We start from the raw sequence: 21,817 nt of genomic DNA, 5'->3' as shown, positions 1-21,817 counted from the left end.
AGCGACCGCTCGGTACGGTTAGTCTGGTGCAGGCCCCGTAAAGTGTCAAGGATCACACCGGGTATTCGACCATCGAGGGGACGCCATGACCGCAGTCCGTACGCAGCCCGACTGGCGCGACTTTTCCGTGCCCGCCCTGCCGCCGCTGCTGCGCAACGCGCTGGACTGCTTTGTGGAGCACGGCTACCACGGGACCAGCATCCGCACCGTGGCCACCCGGGCCGGCTTGTCGGTGCCCGGGCTCTACCACCACTATCCGTCCAAGCAGGCGCTGCTGGTGGGGATAGCCGAATCCGCGATGGCGGATCTCTACGCCCGGAGCACCGCCGCCCTCGCCGAGGCGGGCGAGGACGTTGAGGACCGCTTTGCCCTGCTGATCGAATGCCTTGTCCTGGTCCATGCCTACCGCTGGGAACACGCGTTCATCGCGGCCAGCGAGATCCGCAGCCTGGAGGGCACGGCCCGGGCCGCGCACATCGCGGCCCGGGACCGGCAGCAGAAACTCCTCGACGACGTGGTGACAGCAGGCGTCCGCAGCGGCCGCTTCGCCACCGGACATCCCAAGGACGCCAGCCGGGCGGTCACCACCATGTGCACCGGAGTGTCCCAGTGGTACCGCGCCGGAGGTCCGCTCAGCCCGGAGGAACTGGCGGTGCGCTATGTGCAGATCTGCCGCGGTGCGGTGGGAGCAACGTAAGGCTCACCGGTACCGGCGGTGCAGGTTCTCCTTCGGTTCGTCGCCGAGGGCCGTCTCCGAAATCCACGGACCCGTCCCCTCGGAGGCATCCAGCACACCGTTTTCCTGCCAGGTGAAGCGACCGTCCAGGACTCCCTTGGACAGCCGCCGGTCGGACTCGTCGGAGTTGTGCCACAGCCCGTCGAACAGGGACTCGATCCGCACCCGGGACTGCCGGCTGAAGGCGTCCGCAAGCTCGAACGCGCTTTCACCCTCCGCCGGATCCTCGCGCCGGATGTTCAGCGCGCGGACGCACGAGGCCGAGATCGCAAAGATTTCCGCGCCGATGTCCACAATCCGGCCCAGGAAGACCTGGTGGTGTTCCAGTCCCGCCTGCCAGCGGGCCATGCCGAGGAACGTGGAACGGGCCAGCCGGCGGGAGGCCCGCTCGGCGTAGCGCAGGTGCCGGGCCAACAGGCCGAACTCGGCGTAGGACGTGGGGACGTTGCCCTTGCCCGCGGCGAGCGTCGGCAGCCACTTGCCGTAAAAGCCGCTGGCCTTCAATGCAGCCCGCGCCTTGGCTCCCACCGGGGCGTCCGCCACCGCCAGGTCCCCTGCCGCGGACAGATGCGCGTCCACGGCTTCCCGCGCAATGAACAGGTGCATGATCTCGGTGGAGCCCTCGAATACCCGGTTGATGCGGAGGTCCCGCAGCTGCTGTTCGGCCGGGACCGCGCGCTCGCCGCGGGCGGCGAGGGAATCTGCGGTCTCGAAACCGCGTCCGCCGCGCACCTGCACCAGCTCGTCGGCAACGTTGTAGGCCATTTCACTGGCCCAGAGCTTCGCCAGTGCCGCCTCGATGCGGATGTCCTTGGTGCCGGCGTCGGCGAGCTGGGCGGAGAGTTCGAAGACCGCCTCCAGCGCGAAGCTGGTAGCCGCAATGTAGGCGAGTTTCTTGGCCACAGCCTCGTGCCGGCCGATGGGCCGGCCCCACTGTTCCCTGGCACCGGACCAGCCGCGGGCAATCTTCAGCGACCACTTCCCGGAGGCCGCGCACATGGCCGGGATGGAGAGGCGGCCGGTGTTCAGCGTGGTCAGGGCAATCTTCAGGCCCTGGCCTTCGCGGCCCAGCCGGTTGGCCGCCGGAACGCGGACATTGGTGAAGCGGGTGACCCCGTTCTCGATGCCGCGCAGGCCCATGAAGTTGTTGCGGTTCTCCACCGTGATGCCGGGGGAGGACATTTCCACCACGAACGCGCTGATGCCGCCCTTGGAACCGCCGTGCGGCGGAACGGCGGCCATCACCACCACCAGTTCGGCAATCACGCCGTTGGTGGTCCACAGCTTGACGCCGTCAATCACGTATTCGCTGCCGTCTTCGGAGGGGATGGCCGTGGTGCGCAGCCGCGCCGGGTCCGATCCGACGTCGGGCTCGGTGAGCAGGAACGCGGTCACCGCCCCGGCGGCGCAGCGCGGCAGGTACTCTTCCTTCTGCTCCTCGGTGCCGAAGACCTTCACCGGCTCCGGCACGCCGATGGACTGGTGGGCCGAGACCAGTGCCCCCAGGCTGGGGTGCACGCTGCCCAGGAGCATCAGGGCGCGTCCGTAGTTCAGCAGGGACAGTCCGAGCCCGCCGTAGTGCTGGGGGATCTTGATGCCGAACACCCCCAGATCCGCGAGTCCGCGCAGGTTCTCGTCCGGAATCACCCCGGTGCGTTCAATGGCCAGTCCGTCCATGGTCCGGCAGTACTCGGTCAAGGCTTCCAGGAACAGCTGGGCGCGGGCCTCCTCGTCGAGGTCCGCCGGCGGCAGGGAGCCGACCAGGTCCAGGTTGTAATTGCCGAGGTAGATCCCCTTGGCGAAACTCGGGCGGGATTCCCCGGTATCGCGTGCTGCTTCAGTTGCGTTGCGGGCGTCCTGTTCGGTGACCACGCGCTCTTTGATTCTGCTGGCACTTCGGTTGCGGCCAGCGTCTTGGGAAAGATCAGTGGTGCTCATGGGATTTCTCCTCCGTCATGGCTGCACCGTGGATCCGGCACCGTGTCCGGCCTCGCAGCCCACTGTGGGGACCATGCTACGCGTCAGTAGGTAGGGGTAAAGGGGGTGCGGTGGCTAATGTTGGCCGCAGGCCGTAAAGCCGGAGGGAAGCTCCCGGAAAAGGGAGAAAACCGGCAGGGGTTCAACGTGAAGGAGATCGACATGGCATGGGTGGAGACGGAACGCGCGGAATTGGTCCGGACGCTGCGGGAGGCGGATCCGCTGGCGCCGACGCTGTGTGAGGGATGGGATGTGCGCCGGCTGCTGGCCCATCTGGTGCTTCGTGAGCACGCGCCCTGGAAGATTGCCGCCGATGCGGTGCAACGGTCCAAGCCGGGGCAGGAAAAGCAGCTGGGGATCGAGGCCGCCGCCGCAGGCACCCCCGAAGGCTATGCCGCATTGGTGGACCGGTTCGCCGCCGGTCCGGCCCGTTTTTCACCCTTCCGGCTGGATGCGGCGAACCTGGTGGAATACGTCATCCACCACGAGGACATCCGCCGCGGGGGAGCAGCGGCAGCGCCGCGGGAACTTCCCGCAGGGGAGCAGCAGGCCCTGTGGAAGCAGCTGGGCCTCATGGCCCGGATGGGCTATCGCGGCAGCCCGGTGGGCGTGGAGCTGGCAGCGCCCGGTTCCGGCCGGCGCCGGGTCAAGGGCGGCACCCCGTCGGTGCTTATTTCCGGAGACGTGGTGGATCTCGCCCTGCATGCCATGGGAAGGCGCGCGGCGGCCAATGTGAGCATCGAAGGCGGGGGTGACACGGTCCGGGCGTTCCGCCAGTGGGCCGCCCGCTAACTTCGCCCGGCTTGACAAGCACCCCCTCTTTGCCGTTGAAATAGTAAGCACACTGATTGTTTCAGCGGAGCAGGACCGCCTACCAATGACGTATCAGGGAAGCAGGAAGATGCAGAACGAGGGGGACTGGGAACCCGTGCGGCTGCTCTCAACGGCTGCAAGACTGGTAAGACGAGAAGTAGATAACAAGCTCCGCGCCGTGGGGCTGACCCAGGAGCGCGTGACGGTGCTGCGCGTGCTCCTGGCAGAGGGGCCCATGCGGCGCGCGGAGCTGGCCAGACGCCTGCGCGTCACCGCGCAGACCCTGGGCACGGCGCTGGTGAGCATGGCCGCGCAAGGTCTCGTGGAAGAGGTGTCGGCGGAGACCGTCGGCCGCTCCGGACGATGGATGGCCATCTCCGAGCGCGGACAGAAACTGCTGGCCGACGCCGAAAACCTGGAGCAGGACGATTCCACGGCCGGAATCGGTCCGGAGCTGCGATCGGAGCTGATTGCGCTCATCCGCGGCCTGGAGCATGGCAAGCAGCAGCGGCCTTCCGGCACGCCGCCCCTGGCCGGGGTGCAGCAGAACGGCTCCCCACTGGCGGCGGCCTCCGAGCCTCCGCTGCCGGGGTAACGTGTTGACCTAAGAGCAGCACGTTATTGGCCTGGTGCCGGGGAAGGAAGGGCATGAGCGAGGGTATCCGCGTTGCCGATGTTGACGAGATAGACGAGGGCGAAGCCCTGACCGTGGACGCCGAAACGGCGGGCACCTCGGACGATATCGCCGTGTTCCACAGCGACAACGGACGCTTTTATGCGCTCAACGACACCTGCACGCATGAGGATGCCTCCCTTGCCGACGGATGGATCGAAGGGGACGAGGTGGAATGCCCCGTCCACTCCGCGCGGTTCTGCCTCCGCACCGGTGAAGCCCTGTGCCTGCCGGCCCTCATCAACACCAAGGCGCACCGCGTTGACGTGCGCGACGGAGCCGTGTGGCTCTACCCGAACGAGAGCCCCCTCAACGTTTGACGGCCCCTGCAGCCCCCGCGTCCATTGCCGTAGTGGGCGGCGGAATCGCCGGCTTCAGCGCCGTCCGTGAACTCCGGCGGCGCGGCTACGCCGGCGCCCTCTTCCTGGTGGACCCCGCCGGGCTGCCCTATGACCGGCCGCCGCTGAGCAAGGCCTTCCTCGCCGGAACCCTGGACCGGCTCCGCCTGCAGCTTGCCCCGGAACAGTGGTACGAAGACAACGGCATTACGGTGCTCGCCGACACCGTGGACAAGCTCGACGCCGGGAACGGCACCGAGGCGCCCGTCCTCGCGCTGGCCTCGGGCAGGGACCTCGCCGCCGACGTCGTCCTGCTCGCCACCGGCGCCCGGGCCCGCCGGCTGCCGCTGCCCGGCATGGACCTGCCCGGCGTCTTCACCCTGCGCAGTGCCGACGATGCCCGGGCCCTGCAGGGGCACCTGGCGGCCGGCGCCCACCTGGTGATCCTCGGCGCGGGACTGGTCGGCGCCGAGGTGGCGGGAACGGCCCGCGCGCTGGGAGCCGGCGTCACGTTGGTGGATCCCGCCGAACTCCCGTTCGCACAGGCCGTGGGCCCCGCCATGGCCGGTTACCTGCACCACCTCCACGCTGTGCACGGGACAGGGCATGTGCGGGGTGCGGCGGCAGCGATCTTCCCGGACGGAAACTCCCTGCGGGTGGAACTGGCGGACGGAGGCAGCCGGGCCGGCACCGCCGTCCTGGTCGCCGCGGGCAGCGAGCCCGAAACGGCGCTCGCCGAAGCCGCAGGACTCGCCGTGGACGGCGGCCTGCTGGTGGATGCATCCGGCCGCACCTCCCATCCGCGTATTTTCGCCGCCGGTGATTCCTCCCGCCGCCTCGGCCCCGACGGCGTGCCCGGCCGCCGCTATGAACACTGGGATGCCGCCCGCCGCACCGGCGAAGCGGCCGCTGCCGGAATGCTCGGCGCCGAACCTCCGGCCGGCGCCGCGGACTGGTTCTGGTCCGACCGCTACGGCGTGCACCTGGAAGTGGCCGGCAGCATGGCCGTCCCGGGGCGGACCGTGCTCCGCGGCGAGCCCGGCTCCGGATTTATGGTGTTCCGGCTGGGCCTGGACGGAGCGCTGGCGGGAGCGGCCGCCGTTGACGGTGGAACCGCTGTCCGGGCGGCCCGGAAGCTCATTGAATCCGGCCGGATCCTCGACCCGGCGCAGCTGCAGAACCCGGCCGTCGACCTGCGCCGGCTGGCCCGCGCGAAGCCCTGACACAGGCGGCGGACACCGGGCCCGGAGGCATTTCCAGACCCCCGGATGGATTACGAAAGGTTAGCGTTGCGTAATTAGGGAAAACCTAGGCTAACCTTACTTTTGGATCCGCGACCGCTGGGTCCGTTCCGTTCGTTTAGTGATCCAAGGAGCCCCACATGGCCCTGTCCCGGATGCGCCGCGTTGCCGCTGCGGCCGCCGTCGCCGTTCTGTCCCTTTCCGCCTGCTCCACCGGTGCCGCGGGGGAAAACGAATCCTCCGGCAGTGCTGCAGCTGCGGAAGACCAGTTTCCCGTGACCATCAAGCATGCCTTCGGCGAGACCACCATTGAAGGGGTTCCCGAGCGGGTAGCCGCCGTGGCCTGGGCCAACGCCGAAACCGCGCTGGCACTGGACGTGGTTCCCGTGGGGATGCCGCTGATCGAATTCGGCGGCAATGACCAGGGCACCACTCCTTGGATTGACGAGGCACTCGAAGACCTGGATGCATCCATCGGATCGGAAAACGCTCCGGTGCAGTACTCCGAGGCTGACGGCATTGCCTTCGACGACGTCGCCGCCACCGACCCCGACGTCATCCTCGCCGCGTACTCCGGCTTGTCCCAGGAGGACTACGACAAGCTGAGCAAGATCGCTCCCGTGGTGGCCTACCCCGAAACCGCCTGGGGCACCTCGTGGCAGGACACCGCCACCATGATCGGCGAAGCGCTCGGCAAGAGCGACGAAGCCGAGCAGCTGGTGGCAGACACCGAGCAGGCCATCACCGACAAGGCGGCCGAATACCCGCAGCTCGAGGGCAAGTCCTTCATCTACGGCAACCTCGCCCCGGGTGCGGAGAACTCCGTCTACACCGCGCTGGACAACCGCCCCAAGTTCATGGAATCCCTGGGCCTCACCATGGCACCGGTGGTAGCGGAGAACACCAAGGGCGACGAGTTCTACATCCCCTGGTCGGATGAAAACCTCAACCAGCTGGATTCCGACATCTTTGTCAGCTGGGTGGCCAGCGAAGAGGTAGCCGACAGCATTGCCTCCGACCCGCTGCTAGGGCAGATCCCCGCTGTGAAGAACGGCGGCCTCGTGGCCGACGCCGACCCGACGCGCGTCTTCTCCACCTCGGCCATCAACGTGCTCAGCATCCCCTACGCCCTGGACAACGTGGTGCCGATGATCGCCGACGCCGCAACGGCGGCCGACGAGGCAAAGTAGGACCCGTTACCTCCGCCTTCCCCGGAAGGCGCAGCGGACACCCCGGAATCCTCCGGGGTGTCCGCTGTTTAACCGCCCGGCGGGCAGGCTCCGCCCGATCCCGCCGCGGGGCCTGATTGGACAGCGACCCACGGCTGTTTGCAATGATCGAAGGTATGGAAGACCTGCTCTCGCTTGCTGTCAGCTTTAAACCGCTCTTTGCCGTGCTGGTGGCAGTGGGTGTGGCCCTGATCGTGGCCCGGATCCTGCGGGAAGTGGTCCACCGGGCCTTCCGCAAGACGCCGGGTATCCGGGAGATCTCCGTCAACGCCCGGAACCCGCTGCGGCTGGGGCTCTCGCTGATCGGCGCGCGGATTGCCCTCGGAGCGACCGCTGCCGGTGCCTCGTGGCTGCCGGCTGTGGATTACGTGCTGGTGCTGGGACTGATCGGCGCCGTGGCGTGGCTGGGTGTGGTCCTGCTGCTGGTGATCGAGGCCATGATCCTCACGAAGTACAGCACGGACACCCGGGACAACCGCCGGCTGCGGCGCTTGAAGACCCAGGTGATCCTGGGCCGGCGGGTGGGCATAGCCGTGCTGATCACCATTGGCGTTGCCTGTGTGCTGCTGACTATCCCCGAGGTCCGCGCACTCGGTGCCGGCATCCTCGCCTCCGCCGGCGTGCTGTCCATTGTGGCCGGCCTCGCCGTGCAGGGGACGTTGACCAATGTCTTTGCCGGCATGCAGCTGGCCTTCACCGACGCGATCCGGGTGGACGACGTCGTCGTGGTGGAAGGCGAGTGGGGCACCATCGAGGAAATCACCATGACGTACGTGGTGCTCCACATCTGGGACGACCGACGCCTGATCCTGCCCTCCACCTACTTCACCACCACGCCGTTCCAGAACTGGACCCGCCGCCAGTCGGACATCCTGGGCACGGTGGAACTGGACCTGGACTGGCGTGTGCCGGTGGGGGACCTGCGCACCCTGCTGAAGGAAATCCTCGCGGACACCGATCTGTGGGACCAGCGCACCAGCGTGCTGCAGGTGACGGACGCCGTGAAGGGCCTGGTGCGGATCCGCATCCTCGTCAGCGCCGTGGACAGCGGCACCCTGTTCGACCTGCGTTGCCTCATCCGCGAAAGCATGGTCGCCTATCTCCAGGAATGGCATCCGGATGCCCTGCCGCGCCAGCGCTGGGAAGAAGTCCGTCCCGCCGGCAGCGCGGTGCACAGCGGCCCGCGTGCCGCGTCGGTTCCCCGCAACGAGGACACCAGCGACTCGCAGTTCTTCACCGGAAGCATCGATGCCGTGGAGCGCCGGGTGAACTTCTCCGGCCCCGGTGAAGAGGTCTTCGCCGAACGGGAGGAAAACGCCGTCGACGGCGAGCCGCGCTGACTTCCCCGTTCCCCGCCGGACGGTCCGCCCGCAGGTGTTGACAGCAGGGCTTGCCCCGGGCGGCAATAAGAACCCCGGCAGTTCGGCCGGGCCGGCGAAGGGACGAGAAGATGGCGGATGCATTCACGCTCCACGAAATCCAGGGCTCCAGCGTTTGGGCGAAAGACGGCGAGCGGCTGGGGCTGGTGGGTGAAGTGCACCTGGACCGCGCCACCGCAGAGCCGGTCTGGATCTCGGTTGACCTGGGCCTGTTCGAACCCCAGGAACACTATGTTCCGCTGGCCGGTGCCCGCCGCGACGGCCAGGACATCTTCGTGAACTACTCCAGGGACCAGGTGGCGCACTCGCCCGGTGCCAATCCGGAGAACCCGCTCAGCCCCGGCGAAGAGGCCGTCCTGATGGACTATTACCGGATCCGCTGAGTTCCGCGGATCCGGGGGCGGAGCGGGATCCCTTTGTTGGTAAGAACGCTTACTAATACGATGGGGGCTGAACATCCATCCCAGCAGGAGGCCGCAGTGGCACAGGACACCAACAGCAAAGCCGAGACCGCACCCAGTCCGGACGATGCCAGTAAGCCCGATAAACCCACCGAGGTATCCAAGCCCAGTTGGAAATACATCCTCAAGAAGACGCTCCGTGAATTCTCCAAGGACCAGTGCACCGACCTTGCCGCGGCCCTGACCTATTACACCGTCCTGGCGATCTTCCCGGCGCTGCTGGCCATGGTCTCCATCCTGGGGATCGTGGGACAGGGCGAAAGCACCACCAATGCCCTGCTGGACTTCGTTAAGCAGTTTGCGCCCGAAGACGCCGCCAAGGTCATCGAAGGACCCATTGAGCAGCTGACCTCCTCCAGCGCTGCCGGCCTCACGCTGATTATCGGTATTTTGGGCGCCCTCTGGTCCGCCTCCGGCTTCGTGAAGGCGTTTGGCCGTTCCCTGAACCGGATTTACGAAGTCGAGGAAGGCCGGCCCGCCTGGAAGCTGCTTCCCACGCAGCTGCTCGTGACCCTGGTCCTGGTCCTGATGGCGGCCGCGCTGCTGCTGATGCTGGTGATTTCCGGCCCGATCGCCGAAGCCATCGGCAATGTCATCGGCCTGGGCAGTGAAGCGGTAACCATCTGGAACATCGCCAAGTGGCCGGTCATGGTGATCTTCGCCGTGCTGATCATCGCAGTCCTCTACTACGCCACCCCGAACGTCAAGCAGCCCAAGTTCCGCTGGATGAGCATGGGCTCGCTGATTGCCCTCGTGATCCTGGCGATCGTGACCCTTGGCTTCAGCTTCTACGTTGCAAACTTCGGCAACTACAACGCGACCTACGGTGCCATCGGCGGCGTGATCGTGCTGCTGCTGTGGATCTGGCTGGCCAACCTGTCCCTGCTCTTCGGTGCGGAGTTCGACGCCGAGGTGGAGCGCGGCCGTGAGCTGCAGGCCGGCATCCAGGCCGAGGAATCCGTGCAGCTTCCGCCGCGTGACACCCGCCAGACGGAGAAGCGCCAGGAGCAGGAAGAGAAGGACATTGCGGAGGGCCGGAAGCTGCGCCAGCAGCACGCCGGCAAGGACTACGACGACGACCTGCACGAGTAACCGTTAGCGCTCTGTAGAGCCACGCACACCGGAAGCGCCCCGGACCAATTGGTCCGGGGCGCTTCTGCGTGCCGGGGTGGTGCCGGTGGTTACCAAAACGTGAGTTGTCTCACAATGTATTAACTAGTAAGTTACAAACGATCGGCAGGGCTGCCGACGTTGTTGACGAAGGAGTCAAGTGCCGGACAAGCAGAAGCCACCACCCGGAGAACAGGGGCGGTGGGGAAGAATCGCGGCGGTCATCACCCGCATTGAAGTAGTTATCGGAGCAGTCTCGCTCATCACCATCCTGGCCATGGTGTTCCTGCAGGCGCTGCAGCGCTACCTGCCCGGAGGGGGTTTCGCCTGGACCGGCGAACTGGCCCGCTTTGCGCTCATCTGGCTGACCTTCGCGGCAGCGGGCGTTCTGGTCAGCACCAACGGGCATATCGCACTGGAAATCGTGGACGCCATCCCCAACCAGATGGTGGTGCGCTGGGCCCAGGTCGTTGCGCTGCTGGTAGTTGCAGCTACCGGAATCGGACTGACCATCGAGGCATTCGCACTCATTGACTCGCAGCAGATCATCAAATCTCCTGTGCTGGGTGTTCCCATGTCATGGGTCTACATCCCGGTGCTTATCGGAGTCATAAGCCTCGCGATCAGGGCATTGATTGCCGCCGTACTCGTCGCCAGGAACGGGCCGATGCTCACGGAATACGACACCGACGAGGGTACGGAGGCAGTCCTGTGATGCTCGCCTTCCTCGGTCTCGCCATTGCCGTACTCCTCATCATCCGTGTCCCCGTGGCAATCGCGTTCCTCGGCCCCTCACTGGTGTACATGATGATGAACGGCCGCTCTCCGGGGAGTGCGCTGCGCGAGGTAGCCAACGCTGCCGACAGCTTCCCGCTGCTGGCCGTGCCCCTCTTTATCCTGCTCGGAGCCCTTGCCAACCACGCCGGAATAGCCGACCGCCTGTTCCGCTTCGCGATGGCCGCTTTTGCCTCCGTGCGCGGCAACCTCGGCTACGTGAGTGTGGGCGTCAGCCTCGGCTTCTCCTGGATGAGCGGATCAGCCGTCGCAGACGCCGCAGCGCTGGGCAAGGTGGAAATCCCGGCCATGCTCCGCAACGGGTACAGCCGCCGCTTCGCTACCGGTGTCGTGGCGTCGTCGTCGCTCATCGCGCCGGTTATGCCGCCGAGCATTCCGGCGGTCATCTTCTCGGGGCTGGCTGCCGTTTCCACCGGTGCGCTGTTCGCAGCCTCCGTGCTGCCGGCATTGGCCATGACCCTCGGGCTCTGCGTCGTTGTCTTTGTCCTGGTGCGGCGGCAGCCCAACATCGTCCGGGGTACCTTCGACAAGGCCGAGTTCACCGCCTCGCTCAAAGGCGTGGCGCTGCCCCTGCTGGCGCCGATCATCATCCTCGGCGGCATCCTCGGCGGCGTCTTCACCCCCACCGAAGCCGCCGCCGTGGGCGTGATGTACATGCTCCTGCTGGGAATCGTTCAGCGCAGCCTTTCGCTGGCGGGACTGCTGGCCGCCATCCGGGAAACCGTCCTCACCACCTCGGGCATCATGCTGATTGTCGCCAGCGCGTCCCTCCTGGGCTACATCCTTGCGCGGGAGCGGCTGCCGCAGATGCTGACGGAGGCGATGTTCGGCTTCACCGACAACCCTACGGTCTTCCTGATCCTGGTGGTCCTGCTGGCACTGGTGCTCGGCACCGTCATTGACGCCACCGCAATCCTGGTACTCGTGGTCCCCATCCTGATGCCGATTGCGGTGCAGTACGGGGTGGACCCGATTTCCTTCGGTGTGCTGCTCATCATCGCCCTCATGATCGGCCTGCTGACACCGCCGGTGGGAACGGTACTTTTCGTGGTCTCGGCGGTGTCCAGGACCCGGATCGGCGAAGTCTTCCGCGGATCCCTGCCGTTCACCATCCCGTTCCTGGTGATCCTGGCGCTGATTATCGCGTTCCCGCAGGCACTGCAGGTACTTCCAGGCTTGTTGGGTCTCTAAACCGATGAACCCCAAAGCAACAGTCACGCACAACCGATGAGAGGAACAACCATGAAAGTACAACGAAGCAAGCACCTGGCCCTGGCCGCCCTGGCTGTGTTGCCGGCAATGATGCTGGTGGGCTGCTCGGGCGGCAATACGGAATCCGACGGGGGAGGCGGGGGCGGAGAGGAAATCGAGCTCACCCTTGCCCACAGCTATAACGAGGACCAGCCGCAGCACCGCTGCGGAGCCCAGGTCATCGCTGACGAGGTAGCGGCGGCAGACGTCGGGGTGTCGGTGGAAATCTTCCCGTCCAGCCAGCTTGGCGGCGACGCGGACCGTATCTCCTCAGTCGCCTCCGGGGACGTCGACATCGATATCCAGGGGGCTTCCGCCCTGGGATCGGTCTACGAGCCCATCAGTGTCCTTGACGCCGCCTACGTCTTCGAGGACGCGGACCACCTTGCCGCCTTTATGGCCAGCGACGAATCGCAGACCGTGATTGACGGTTTCGCGGATGCCGCAGGGGTCCAGACCCTGGGCGCGTGGTCCGCCGGGGCCCGGCAGTTCACTGCCAACAAGCCCGTCACCGAACCTGCCGACCTTGAGGGACTGCGGATCCGTTTCCCCGGTTCACCCCAGTTCCTGATGAACGCAGAAGCCCTGGGTGCATCCGCCACCGAGGTGGCCTATGAAGAGCTGTACCTCGCGCTCCAGCAGGGCACCGTGGACGGTCAGGAAAACCCGATCACCAACATCAAGGCGCAGAACCTTGCCGAGGTGCAGGATTACTTGAGCATGACCAACCACCAGCTCAACACGAACCTCATTATTGCGGGGCCGGTCTGGAACGAGCTCTCGGAAGAACAGCAGGAGGCAGTGAACGCCGCCGTGGAGAAGGCCGTCACGGAGGTTACGGCCTGCGTTGAGGAGGACGAAGCCGAAACACTGGCCCAGTGGAAGGCCGACGGCGCCTGGGAAATCGTCGAGGACGTTGACGTGGACTCCTTCCGCAGTGAAGCCCTTGAGTACCTGGAAGGGGAGTACAGCGGAGACTCCCTGGCAGTGTTCGAGGCAATCCGCGCTACGGCTGACTAACCGGCGTGGGGTCGACGACGGCGGCGCGCACCGTGCCAACCTTCACCGGGGACATCCCAGCGGATGAGCTCGGGACAACCCTCATCCACGAGCACGTTTTTGTAGGGCATCCCGAACTCGACCTCAACCTGCCCCATCCCGAATGGGATGAGGAGCAGGCGGTTGAGAAGGCCGTAGCGGGTTTCGAGCGGCTTTACGCGCTCGGGGTGCGCACCGTCGTCGACCTCACAGTGCCCGGGCTGGGCCGCGACGTTGCACGCGTGCTGCGTGTGGCTCGGCGCAGCCCGGTGCGGCTGGTGGCAGCCACGGGTTACTACACCGCCGACGGGTTGCCGCAGTTCTTCCGGACCCATGGTCCCGGCGGGCTGGTGGACTCGGCAGATCCGCTTGTTGAGCTCTTCCTTCGGGATATCCGGGAGGGAATAGCCGGCACGGACATTCGGGCGGGCATGCTGAAAGTCTTCTCCGACGCAGAGGGGATCACCCCCGACGTGGAACGTGTGTTCGCGGCGGCTGCTCAGGCACATCTCGAGACCGGGGTGCCGGTGACCACGCACTCACATGCACCATCCCGCGGCGGCCTGGACCAGCAGAGGGTGCTGGCCCGGCTGGGAGTGCCGCTGGACCGCGTGGTGATTGGCCACGCAGGGGATTCCGGGGACCTGGACTATCTGATGGCCCTTGCCGATTCCGGATCCTTCCTGGGATTCGACCGGTTCGGGATGGATCACGTGGTCTCCGACGCGCAACGGTTCCGGGTGCTCTGGGCGCTCCTTAGCCGCGGGTACGCTGATCAGATTGTGCTCTCGCATGACGCGGCTTTCTTCAGCAGGATTACCCCGCCGTCATGGCGCGAGCGCGCCGTGCCGAACTGGCACATGGAAAACGTGCATACCCGGGTGTTGCCGCGGCTGCGGGAACTGGGGCTGGATGAAACGGTCCTCGCAACCATGATGATCGATAATCCACGCCACCTATTGGCACACGGGCCATAATTGAGATGAAAGACGGTGAACTTATCACCAGCCATTCCGTGCAGCAGCACGAGACACTGCGAAAGCGCGACCCCGAGCGCACACGAGCCGAGATCCTCGCGGTATCGACCGAGGTTTTCGCCGCCCAGGGATACTCCGGGGCGCGCGTGGATGAAATTGCGGACCGGACCCGCACCACGAAGCGGATGATTTACTACTACTTCGGCAGCAAGGAACAGCTCTACCTCGCGGTGCTTAAGAAGGCGTACAGCGGTATCCGTGAGGCCGAGCGCGCCATCCAGGTTTGCAGCCTGGAACCTACCGAGGCCATCCGCCAACTCGCCGAACTGACCTATGACCACCATGTCCGCAACAGCGATTTCATTCGCCTGGTCATGATTGAGAACATCCACCGGGGCGTCTTCATTCGGCAGATTGAATCAATGCGCGAGATTGTGGAGCCGGCCGTCGGCATGCTGGACGAGATCCTCACCCGAGGGCAAAATGAGGGAGTGTTCCGCCATGACGTGGACGCCTTTGACGTGCACCTGCTCATTAGTGCGTACTGCGTTTTCCAGGTGGCGAACCAGTACACCTTCGGCTATCTCTTCGGCAGGGACCTGCACGCCGCACCGCTGAGCGGGCATCTCCGGTCCATGCTCGGCGACGTGGTCGTGTCGTGGCTGCTGGCACCGGAGGGAACGGCCCGGCCGGTCACCTGAAGTGAAACCGCCCCGGACCAGCTGGTCCGGGGCGGTTTTTGCGTGCGGGGTGCGGCCGGGGCGTCCCGGATCGAGAGTTTGGCGCCTACCGCTCCTGCGTGGTTTCGGTGCTGCTTTCGTTCGACTTGCCCGCACCGCGGCGGCCCTTGGCGCCGAGGTTCTTGCCCTTGGCCAGGAACCGGGCTCCGAACAACAGCAGCCCGATGGCCATCAGCGCGCCGGCCCGCAGCCAGACGGTGCCGTCCTGCTGGGTCAGGAGCAGCAGGCAGGAGGCGATAGCGAGGTACGGCATCACAATCGGAGCCTGGAAGTGCTTCTCCTCCACCTTGTCCTTGCGCAGCACAATCACGGCGACGTTGGTGCTGAGGAAGACGAAGAGCAGCAGGAGGACCACGGTCTCGGCCAGCGAGGCCAGTCCGCCGGTCATGGTCAGGATCATGGCGACGGCGGTGGTGGCGATGATGGCCACCCACGGGGTCTTCCGGTTGGGCAGCACCCGGCCGAAGACGGCGGGAAGCAGGCCCTGTTCCGACATGCCGTAGGTCAGCCGCGAGGACATGATCATGGTCAGCAGGGCGCCGTTGGCCACGGCGACCAGGGCCACCAAGCTGAAGAGCCAGTCCGGAATGCCGAAGCCGGTGGCGCTGACGACGTCGAGCAGTGGACCCGAGGACCCCGCGAGGTCCTCAGTGGGCAGGGCAATGGATGCAGCCAGTCCGATCAGGACGTAGACGAAGCCTGCGGTGAGCATCGCCGCGAAGATGGCCTTCGGGTACACCCGGCGGACATCCCGGACTTCCTCGGCGATGTTGGCGGAAACTTCGAAGCCCACGAAGGAGTAGTAGGCAATCACCGACGCGGCGAGGACCGCCGTGCCCGGATTCACGCCTGCCGGGAACTGGGTGATCTGCTCCGTGAAGCCTTCGCCCTTACCCAGCATGAGGCCCACCAGCACGATCACCAGGACCAGCCCGGAGAGCTCGATAATGGTCATGACCACGTTGCTGCGCACCGATTCCGTAATGCCGCGGGCGTTCAGCAGCGCCACCAGCAAAAGGAACACGATGGCGGCGGGGACAGGCGGGACGTCCAGGAACGGACTCAGGTAGTCGCCGGTGAATGCCAGTGCCAGTCCGGCCGCACTGGTCACGCCGGCGGCGAGCATGGCGAAACCGACCAGGAACGAAATGGCCGGCACTTTGAAGGCACGCTGGGCGAACACCGCGGCGCCGCCGGCCTTCGGGTACTTCGTCACCAGCTCGGCGTAGGAGGCGGCGGTCAGCAGCGCAAGCACCAGGGCAACCAGCAGCGGCACCCAGATGGCACCGCCCACCTGGCCCGAAACCTCGCCCACCAGCGCATAGATACCCGCACCAAGTACGTCGCCGAGGATGAACAGATACAGCATGGGGCCGGTGATGCCCTGCTTGAGTTTGGAGGCAGGCTTTTCCTGCGTGGTTTCTTCCATGGAGAAAAGTCTAGACAACATAGTAAGAATGCTGATGATTTACGCCGGATCCTGTAAAAAGTAGCTATGAGTTCTGAATCTTCCCCTGCTGCTCCCGAATACGACGTGGTGATCGTGGGCGGCGGCATAGCCGGCCTCACCGCTGCGCTGGTCCTGGGGCGCGCTCGCCGGCGGGTGGTGGTGCTCGACGCCGGGTCCCCGCGTAACGCTCCCGCCGGCCATGTGCATGGTTTCCCCACGCGAGACGGCATGCCGCCGGCCGAACTGCTTGAGCTCGCCCGCGCCGAGGTCCGCGGCTACGGCGTGGAACTGGCGGAGGCCACCGTGGCCGCCGTGGAACCCTCCGGCACGGTCAGGACCGGCGACGGCGGCGAGTTCCGCGGCCGGCAGTTGATCCTGGCCACCGGGCTGCGGGACGTCCTGCCGGACATCGAGGGCCTGCACTCGCGCTGGGGCCGCGACGTGCTGCAGTGCCCCTACTGCCACGGCTACGAAACAATCGACAAAAAGCTGGCCGTGCTGGGAACCGGGGAAACCTCCATCCAGCAGGCACAGCTGGTCCGCAGTTTCTCGGAGCATGTGGTGCTGGTGCTGCACGGGGACATTTCCCTCAGTGAAGAGGACGCGTCCGGCCTGGCCGCCATGGGGATCCGGGTGGTGGACGGCACAGTGGCGGAGCTGAGCGTCGAGAACGATGCCCTGGCGGCCCTGGTGCTGGCCGACGGGCAGACCGTTCCCTGCGAAGCGCTGTTCCTGGAGCCCGCCGCGGAGATGGACACCGGGCTGACCGAGTATCTGGAAGTGGACGACGACGGCTGCATTGTCACCGACGAAATGGGACGCACCAGCCAGGAGCGGATCTGGGCCGTGGGCAATGCCACCGATCCGTCCGCCCAGGTGGTCGCCGCCGCCGGCGACGCGTACCGGCTGGCAGTGGTGGTCAACGCCAAGCTGCTCGAAGAGGATCTCGGGCTGGCGGTGGCCGCCGCACGCCCGGCAGCAGGCATGGTGGAAGCAGCGGACCTGCGCGAAGCGGTCTAGGTACCGGCTAGCGGCGCACCTGGCTGCGGGGTGCCAGCAGCGGAGAGCCGGCCACGCCGTCGCCGTCGCTCATCCCGTCCAACACGAACTGCAGGGCTTCCAGCGAGGTGCGCCGCGGCTGCCAGCCCAGCTCTTCGCGCGCCCGGGCGGTGTCCATTACCGGCACACCGGCGGCCAAGTCGATCCAGCCCGGATCCGAGGCCTGCAGGTGCGCCGCCCAGGTCAGGCCGACGACGGCGCGCACCAGTTTCACCGGCACGTTCAGGACCCGCTTGGCGCCCAGCACCCCGGCCAGGAGCTCGGGCGTGATGACCGGATCGGCGGCAATGTTGAAGGCACCCTCCGCGCGCTGGTCCACCACGCGCCAGTAGGCGTCGGCCATGTCATCGGCGTGGACCGCCTGGAAAACAAACTCGCTGGGCAGCGGGATCAACGGCAAGCGGAGCTTGTTGAGGATGAACTTGGGGATCACCCGGCCCACAAAGTAGACGCCGATCTCGCTTCCGGCGTCGGAGGAGAAGACCAGCCCCTGCCGCAGCCGGGCCACGGCGATCTCCGGGTACTCCAGTTCGAACCGGTCCAGGAGCGCTTCCTGCTCGCCCTTGTGCCTGCTGTAGTGCGAGCTGGCAATGCCGCGCGCCGGCCAGGATTCATCCGTCAGCCGGTCCTTGGGAGCCGGGCTGTACGCTCCCACCGAGGAGGCGCAGACAAACTGCCGGACCCCGGCGGCGGCCGCCGCGGCCAGCGCATTTTCCGTGCCCTTGACGTTGACCCGGTGCAGCTCGGCTTCGTCGCGGTTGGGCTGGATCAGCCAGGCAAGGTGGATGACCGCATCGGACCCGCGCAGCGCCTCGGTCAACTTGTCCACGTTGGCGGCGTCGCCGACGTCGATGCTGTGCCACTCGACATCGTTGTACGGAGGCAGCGAGGTATCCGGAATCCGGCGGGCAATCCCCACCACCTCCAGATCGCCGCGTTCGCTGCGGGCCTCGGCAAGCCGGCGCAGGATCGCCGTTCCAACGTTTCCGGTTGCTCCGATAACCGCTACTCGCATGTCCAGATCCTTCCGTTGAACTGCTGCCGGCGTTGGGTTCGACTCTACCGCCGCGCCCGTTTTCCGGCAGCCCCGAACGCAGCCCCGAACGCAGCCCGGAACGCATCGCAGACCGCCGGCCGACCGCCCGCGGCCGGGCGCAACGCGTTAGTCTGGTGGGCATGACAGCTCAGGGATCAGCTCCGGCGGACAGCTCCGCGCACAGCACCAAAGGCGCCTATGTCACCGGCGGCACCGAATACACGCGGGACACGAACTACATCGAAACCCGGATCACCAGGGACGGCCGGGACGGCTACCCGGTGGAGGCCGGACGCTACCGGCTGGTCGCGGCGCGCGCCTGCCCGTGGGCCAACCGGACCATCATTGTCCGGCGGCTGCTGGGCCTGGAGGATGCCATCTCGCTGGGCACCCCCGGGCCCACCCATGACGCCCGCAGCTGGACCTTCGACCTGGATCCGGACGGAAAGGACCCGGTGCTCGGCATTGAACGGCTGCAGGAGGCCTTCTTCAAGCGGGTGCCGGATTACTCGCGCGGCATCACCGTGCCCGCCGTCGTGGACATCCCCACCGGCGCCGTGGTGACCAACAACTTCCCGCAGATCACCCTGGACTTCTCCACCGAGTGGAAGGAGTTCCACCGCGAAGGTGCTCCGGACCTGCTGCCCGCCGAGCACCTGGAGGAGATGGAGGCCGTCAACAAGCGGATCTTCACCGAGGTGAACAACGGCGTCTACCGCTGCGGCTTCGCCGGCTCGCAGGAGGCCTACAACGCGGCTTATGACCGGCTCTGGGCTGCGATGGACTGGCTGGAGGACCGGCTTTCGACACAGCGCTACCTGGTGGGGGACACCATCACCGAGGCGGACGTCCGGCTGTTCACCACCCTGGTGCGCTTCGATCCCGTCTATCACGGGCACTTCAAATGCAACCGGAACAAGCTCACCGAGATGCCCGCCCTGTGGGGATACGCGCGGGACCTGTTCCAGACACCCGGCTTCGGCGACACCGTGGACTTCGAGCAGATCAAGGCGCACTACTACATCGTCCACGAGGACATTAACCCCACCGGGATTGTGCCCAAAGGACCGGACCTGTCCAACTGGCTTTCGGAGCACGGCCGCGAGGAGCTGGGAGGCCGGCCCTTCGGCGACGGAACCGCACCCGGACCGGTGCGGGAATCGGAACGGGTTGCCCCCGGACACGGCGCCGGCAACTAACCCGCGGCAGGCGTCCTAATACGCAACATAAACGTTTCTTAAAGGCAGTAACCATAGGCTAGCCTTACTTAAGAAATTGCCTGTTGCTCTAGGGAGGTGCCTACGTGAGCGTTGCCGCACGCCCGTCAGGCGTTCCCCGCCAGCGCGGCTCCCGCGTGCACCTCACCGAAGCGGCTTCCTCCGCGGGCACGACCACCGGTCCCGGCACCGAACCTGTTAGTTCCCGCCCGGACACCGCTGGAAACCGCCGATCCGGACGACGTTTCGGCCTGCTCCTCCTGACCCTTGCGGTCCTTGCCGTGGCATGTGCCGCGTCCGTCGCCGTCGGCGCCCGGCCGGTCGCCCCCGGCACCGTCTGGGAGGCCTTTACCGCCTTCGACCCGGCCAACGGAGACCATGCCGTGGTCCACGCACGCGTTCCGCGCACGGTCCTGGGCCTGGTCACCGGCGCGGCCCTCGGCCTGGCAGGTGCGGCCATGCAGGGCGTGGCCCGCAATCCGCTGGCAGACCCCGGTATCCTGGGCGTCAACGCCGGCGCGGCGTTCGCCGTGGTGCTGGGCATCTACATCTTCGGCGTCACCAGCCTCAACGGCTACATCTGGTTTGCCCTGGCCGGCGCCGCCGGAGCCGCCGTCGTCGTTTACCTGGTGGCGAGCCTCGGCCGGGAAGGCGCCACGCCGGTCAAGCTGGCACTGGCCGGCGCAGCGCTCAGCGCCGGACTGATGTCCCTGCTCAGCGCCGTGCTGGTTTCCAGCCAGCAGACCCTGGACACCTTCCGCTTCTGGCAGGTGGGCAGCGTGTCCGGACGCAACTGGGACACCATCGTCGCGGTGCTGCCGTTCCTGGTGGCCGGCGCCCTGATCACAGTCTTCGCCGGCCGGGCCCTGAACGGCCTGAGCCTGGGTGACGACGTTGCCCGCGGGCTCGGCCAGCGCGTGGGACTCACACGGGGGATCACGGCGCTGGGCGTGGTGCTGCTGTGCGGTGCTGCCACCGCCGCGGCCGGCCCTATCGCGTTCATCGGCCTGGTCATCCCGCACGTGGTGCGCAGTTTCACCGGCCCGGATTACCGCTGGATCCTGCCCTTCTCCATGCTCCTCGCCCCGGCACTGCTGGTCACCGCCGACGTGGTGGGCCGGGTCCTGCTGCCGCCGGGGGAAATCCCCGTCGGGGTTACTACCGCGGTGATCGGCGCGCCGGTCTTCATCTGGCTCGTGCGGCGGCGGAAGCTGGCCGAACTGTGAGCACCGCCGTCGAGACTCCCCGCGGACCCCGCACCGCACCGGCCGGTGCGGCAGAAGCGGTCCGGGCGGCCCGGCGACAGGGACGCCGACGCCGGGTGCTGGTGCCGTCGCTGCTGGGCGCCGCGGTGTTCGTGCTGTTCGCTGTCTACGTCCTGCTGGGCACCTATACCTTCACCATCCCGGATTTCTTCCGGATCCTGTTCGGGGAGCAAATCCCCGGCGCAAGCTACATCCTGATGGAGAGCAAGCTTCCCCGGGCCGTCATCGGCACCTTGATCGGGGTGGGGTTCGGGATAGCCGGGGCGGTATTCCAGACGCTGCTGCGCAATCCCCTGGCCAGCCCCGACATCATCGGCATCAGCTACGGCGCCAGTGCCAGCGCGGTGGGTGCAATCGTGCTGTTCGGTGCCGCCGGGACCACGGTGTCCGTCGTCGCGCTGGTAGGAGCACTGGTGGTGGCCCTGGCCATCTACCTGCTTTCCCGCCGCGGCGGTGCGGCGGGTTACCGGCTGGTGCTGGTGGGCATCGGCTTCGCCGCCGTGATGCAGGCACTGGTGAGTTTCCTGCTGACCCGGACGGACATCCGCACCGCCTCCGAAGCGCTGGTGTGGCTGAACGGTTCCCTGAACAACAGCAGCTGGGACCGTGCAGCGGTCCTGGCCGCCTTCCTGCTGGTGCTGCTTCCCGCCGCGGCCGTGCTCTCCCGCAGCCTGCGCGGACTGGAACTCGGCGACGACGCCGCTGCCGGCCTCGGTATCCGCGTTGAAACAGCACGGCTGGCCCTGATCATCGTCGGCGTAGGCCTGGCCGCCGTCGCCACCGCGGCAGCCGGCCCGGTGGCCTTCATCGCGTTCCTCTCCGGACCCATCGCCCGCCGGCTGATGGGCGGGGAAGGCACGCTGCTCACCGCCGGACTGGTCGGCGCCTGCATTGTCCTGGCAGCGGACTTCGTCGGTGCCAACCTCGTCCCCGGCGTCACCCTGCCCGTGGGCGTGGTGACCGGCGCCCTCGGGGCCCCTTTCCTTCTGTGGCTGCTGGTCACGTCAAACCGCGTAGGCCAAGGAGGCTGAC

General features: G+C 66.8%; 21 protein-coding genes. 18 read left to right on the top strand and 3 right to left on the bottom strand.

The window, feature by feature from the left end:
- Window positions 1–85: 85 nt before the first annotated feature.
- Window positions 86–697 (top strand): TetR/AcrR family transcriptional regulator, encoded by a 612-nt coding sequence (locus NNX35_RS03560; protein WP_255866989.1) that lies wholly within the window; start codon window positions 86–88, stop codon window positions 695–697.
- A gap of 3 nt (window positions 698–700) precedes the next feature.
- Here the strand turns inward: NNX35_RS03560 and NNX35_RS03555 are convergent, their stop codons facing one another.
- Entirely contained in the window at window positions 701–2,674 is a 1,974-nt protein-coding gene (locus NNX35_RS03555) for an acyl-CoA dehydrogenase family protein (protein ID WP_255866988.1), read from the bottom strand.
- Between the two features lie 186 nt (window positions 2,675–2,860).
- Here NNX35_RS03555 and NNX35_RS03550 point away from each other — a divergent pair, with 186 nt between their 5' ends.
- The 13 genes from NNX35_RS03550 (at window position 2,861) to NNX35_RS03490 (ending at window position 14,719) form a co-directional block, all read left to right on the top strand.
- On the top strand, window positions 2,861–3,505 hold the full coding sequence (locus tag NNX35_RS03550) for a TIGR03085 family metal-binding protein (protein ID WP_255862473.1): 645 nt from the start codon (window positions 2,861–2,863) through the stop codon (window positions 3,503–3,505).
- A gap of 109 nt (window positions 3,506–3,614) precedes the next feature.
- The gene (locus NNX35_RS03545) at window positions 3,615–4,121 is read left to right on the top strand and encodes a MarR family winged helix-turn-helix transcriptional regulator (RefSeq protein WP_255866987.1); all 507 of its coding nucleotides are present in this window, start codon (window positions 3,615–3,617) and stop codon (window positions 4,119–4,121) included.
- 53 nt (window positions 4,122–4,174) lie between these two features.
- The gene (locus tag NNX35_RS03540) at window positions 4,175–4,519 is read left to right on the top strand and encodes a bifunctional 3-phenylpropionate/cinnamic acid dioxygenase ferredoxin subunit (protein ID WP_255765144.1); all 345 of its coding nucleotides are present in this window, start codon (window positions 4,175–4,177) and stop codon (window positions 4,517–4,519) included.
- Window positions 4,516–5,760: an NAD(P)/FAD-dependent oxidoreductase gene (locus NNX35_RS03535; protein WP_255866986.1), complete on the top strand. Its 1,245-nt coding sequence runs from the start codon at window positions 4,516–4,518 to the stop codon at window positions 5,758–5,760. The genes NNX35_RS03540 and NNX35_RS03535 overlap by 4 nt, the downstream gene beginning before the upstream one ends.
- A 158-nt stretch (window positions 5,761–5,918) precedes the next feature.
- A complete protein-coding gene (locus tag NNX35_RS03530; RefSeq protein WP_255765142.1) occupies window positions 5,919–6,968 on the top strand; it encodes an iron-siderophore ABC transporter substrate-binding protein in 1,050 nt (349 codons plus the stop codon).
- 143 nt (window positions 6,969–7,111) lie between these two features.
- On the top strand, window positions 7,112–8,347 hold the full coding sequence (locus tag NNX35_RS03525; protein ID WP_255765141.1) for a mechanosensitive ion channel family protein: 1,236 nt from the start codon (window positions 7,112–7,114) through the stop codon (window positions 8,345–8,347).
- Window positions 8,348–8,457: 110 nt separating this feature from the next.
- Window positions 8,458–8,769 carry a PRC-barrel domain-containing protein gene (locus NNX35_RS03520; RefSeq protein ID WP_255866985.1) on the top strand — a complete coding sequence of 104 codons (312 nt, stop codon included), beginning with the start codon at window positions 8,458–8,460 and terminating at the stop codon, window positions 8,767–8,769.
- Between the two features lie 60 nt (window positions 8,770–8,829).
- The gene (locus tag NNX35_RS03515; protein WP_255765139.1) at window positions 8,830–9,939 is read left to right on the top strand and encodes a YihY/virulence factor BrkB family protein; all 1,110 of its coding nucleotides are present in this window, start codon (window positions 8,830–8,832) and stop codon (window positions 9,937–9,939) included.
- 178 nt (window positions 9,940–10,117) lie between these two features.
- A complete protein-coding gene (locus NNX35_RS03510; protein WP_255765138.1) occupies window positions 10,118–10,672 on the top strand; it encodes a TRAP transporter small permease in 555 nt (184 codons plus the stop codon).
- A complete protein-coding gene (locus NNX35_RS03505) occupies window positions 10,672–11,943 on the top strand; it encodes a TRAP transporter large permease (protein ID WP_255866984.1) in 1,272 nt (423 codons plus the stop codon). The genes NNX35_RS03510 and NNX35_RS03505 overlap by 1 nt, the downstream gene beginning before the upstream one ends.
- 51 nt (window positions 11,944–11,994) lie before the next feature.
- Window positions 11,995–13,023, top strand: a complete 1,029-nt coding sequence (locus NNX35_RS03500) for a DctP family TRAP transporter solute-binding subunit (protein WP_255866983.1) — start codon at window positions 11,995–11,997, stop codon at window positions 13,021–13,023.
- A gap of 32 nt (window positions 13,024–13,055) precedes the next feature.
- Window positions 13,056–14,018 (top strand): phosphotriesterase-related protein, encoded by a 963-nt coding sequence (locus NNX35_RS03495; protein WP_255866982.1) that lies wholly within the window; start codon window positions 13,056–13,058, stop codon window positions 14,016–14,018.
- A gap of 5 nt (window positions 14,019–14,023) precedes the next feature.
- A complete protein-coding gene (locus tag NNX35_RS03490) occupies window positions 14,024–14,719 on the top strand; it encodes a TetR/AcrR family transcriptional regulator (RefSeq protein WP_255866981.1) in 696 nt (231 codons plus the stop codon).
- Between the two features lie 85 nt (window positions 14,720–14,804).
- On the opposite strand, the gene NNX35_RS03485 is transcribed toward NNX35_RS03490, so the two are convergent.
- Window positions 14,805–16,187 (bottom strand): APC family permease, encoded by a 1,383-nt coding sequence (locus NNX35_RS03485; protein WP_255862481.1) that lies wholly within the window; start codon window positions 16,185–16,187, stop codon window positions 14,805–14,807.
- A gap of 66 nt (window positions 16,188–16,253) precedes the next feature.
- Here NNX35_RS03485 and NNX35_RS03480 point away from each other — a divergent pair, with 66 nt between their 5' ends.
- Complete coding sequence (locus NNX35_RS03480; RefSeq protein WP_255866980.1) at window positions 16,254–17,228, top strand: NAD(P)/FAD-dependent oxidoreductase; 975 nt, start codon at window positions 16,254–16,256, stop codon at window positions 17,226–17,228.
- A 7-nt stretch (window positions 17,229–17,235) separates the two neighbouring features.
- Here the strand turns inward: NNX35_RS03480 and NNX35_RS03475 are convergent, their stop codons facing one another.
- Entirely contained in the window at window positions 17,236–18,282 is a 1,047-nt protein-coding gene (locus tag NNX35_RS03475) for an NAD-dependent epimerase/dehydratase family protein (protein ID WP_255862482.1), read from the bottom strand.
- Window positions 18,283–18,443: 161 nt separating this feature from the next.
- On the opposite strand from NNX35_RS03475, the gene NNX35_RS03470 reads away from it, so the two are divergent.
- The 3 genes from NNX35_RS03470 to NNX35_RS03460 all read left to right on the top strand — a co-directional run bounded on the left by NNX35_RS03470 (window position 18,444) and on the right by NNX35_RS03460 (window position 21,816).
- Complete coding sequence (locus NNX35_RS03470; protein ID WP_255866979.1) at window positions 18,444–19,502, top strand: glutathione S-transferase family protein; 1,059 nt, start codon at window positions 18,444–18,446, stop codon at window positions 19,500–19,502.
- A 155-nt stretch (window positions 19,503–19,657) separates the two neighbouring features.
- On the top strand, window positions 19,658–20,746 hold the full coding sequence (locus NNX35_RS03465) for a FecCD family ABC transporter permease (protein WP_370646976.1): 1,089 nt from the start codon (window positions 19,658–19,660) through the stop codon (window positions 20,744–20,746).
- A 95-nt stretch (window positions 20,747–20,841) separates the two neighbouring features.
- Window positions 20,842–21,816 (top strand): iron chelate uptake ABC transporter family permease subunit, encoded by a 975-nt coding sequence (locus NNX35_RS03460; RefSeq protein WP_255862806.1) that lies wholly within the window; start codon window positions 20,842–20,844, stop codon window positions 21,814–21,816.
- Window position 21,817: the final 1 nt, after the last annotated feature.

Origin of the sequence: Arthrobacter sp. zg-Y844 (genome assembly GCF_024385465.1) — a bacterium.
In the GTDB taxonomy this organism is placed as follows: Bacteria; Actinomycetota; Actinomycetes; order Actinomycetales; family Micrococcaceae; genus Arthrobacter_B.
This window is presented reverse-complemented; position numbering and strand designations above follow the sequence as displayed.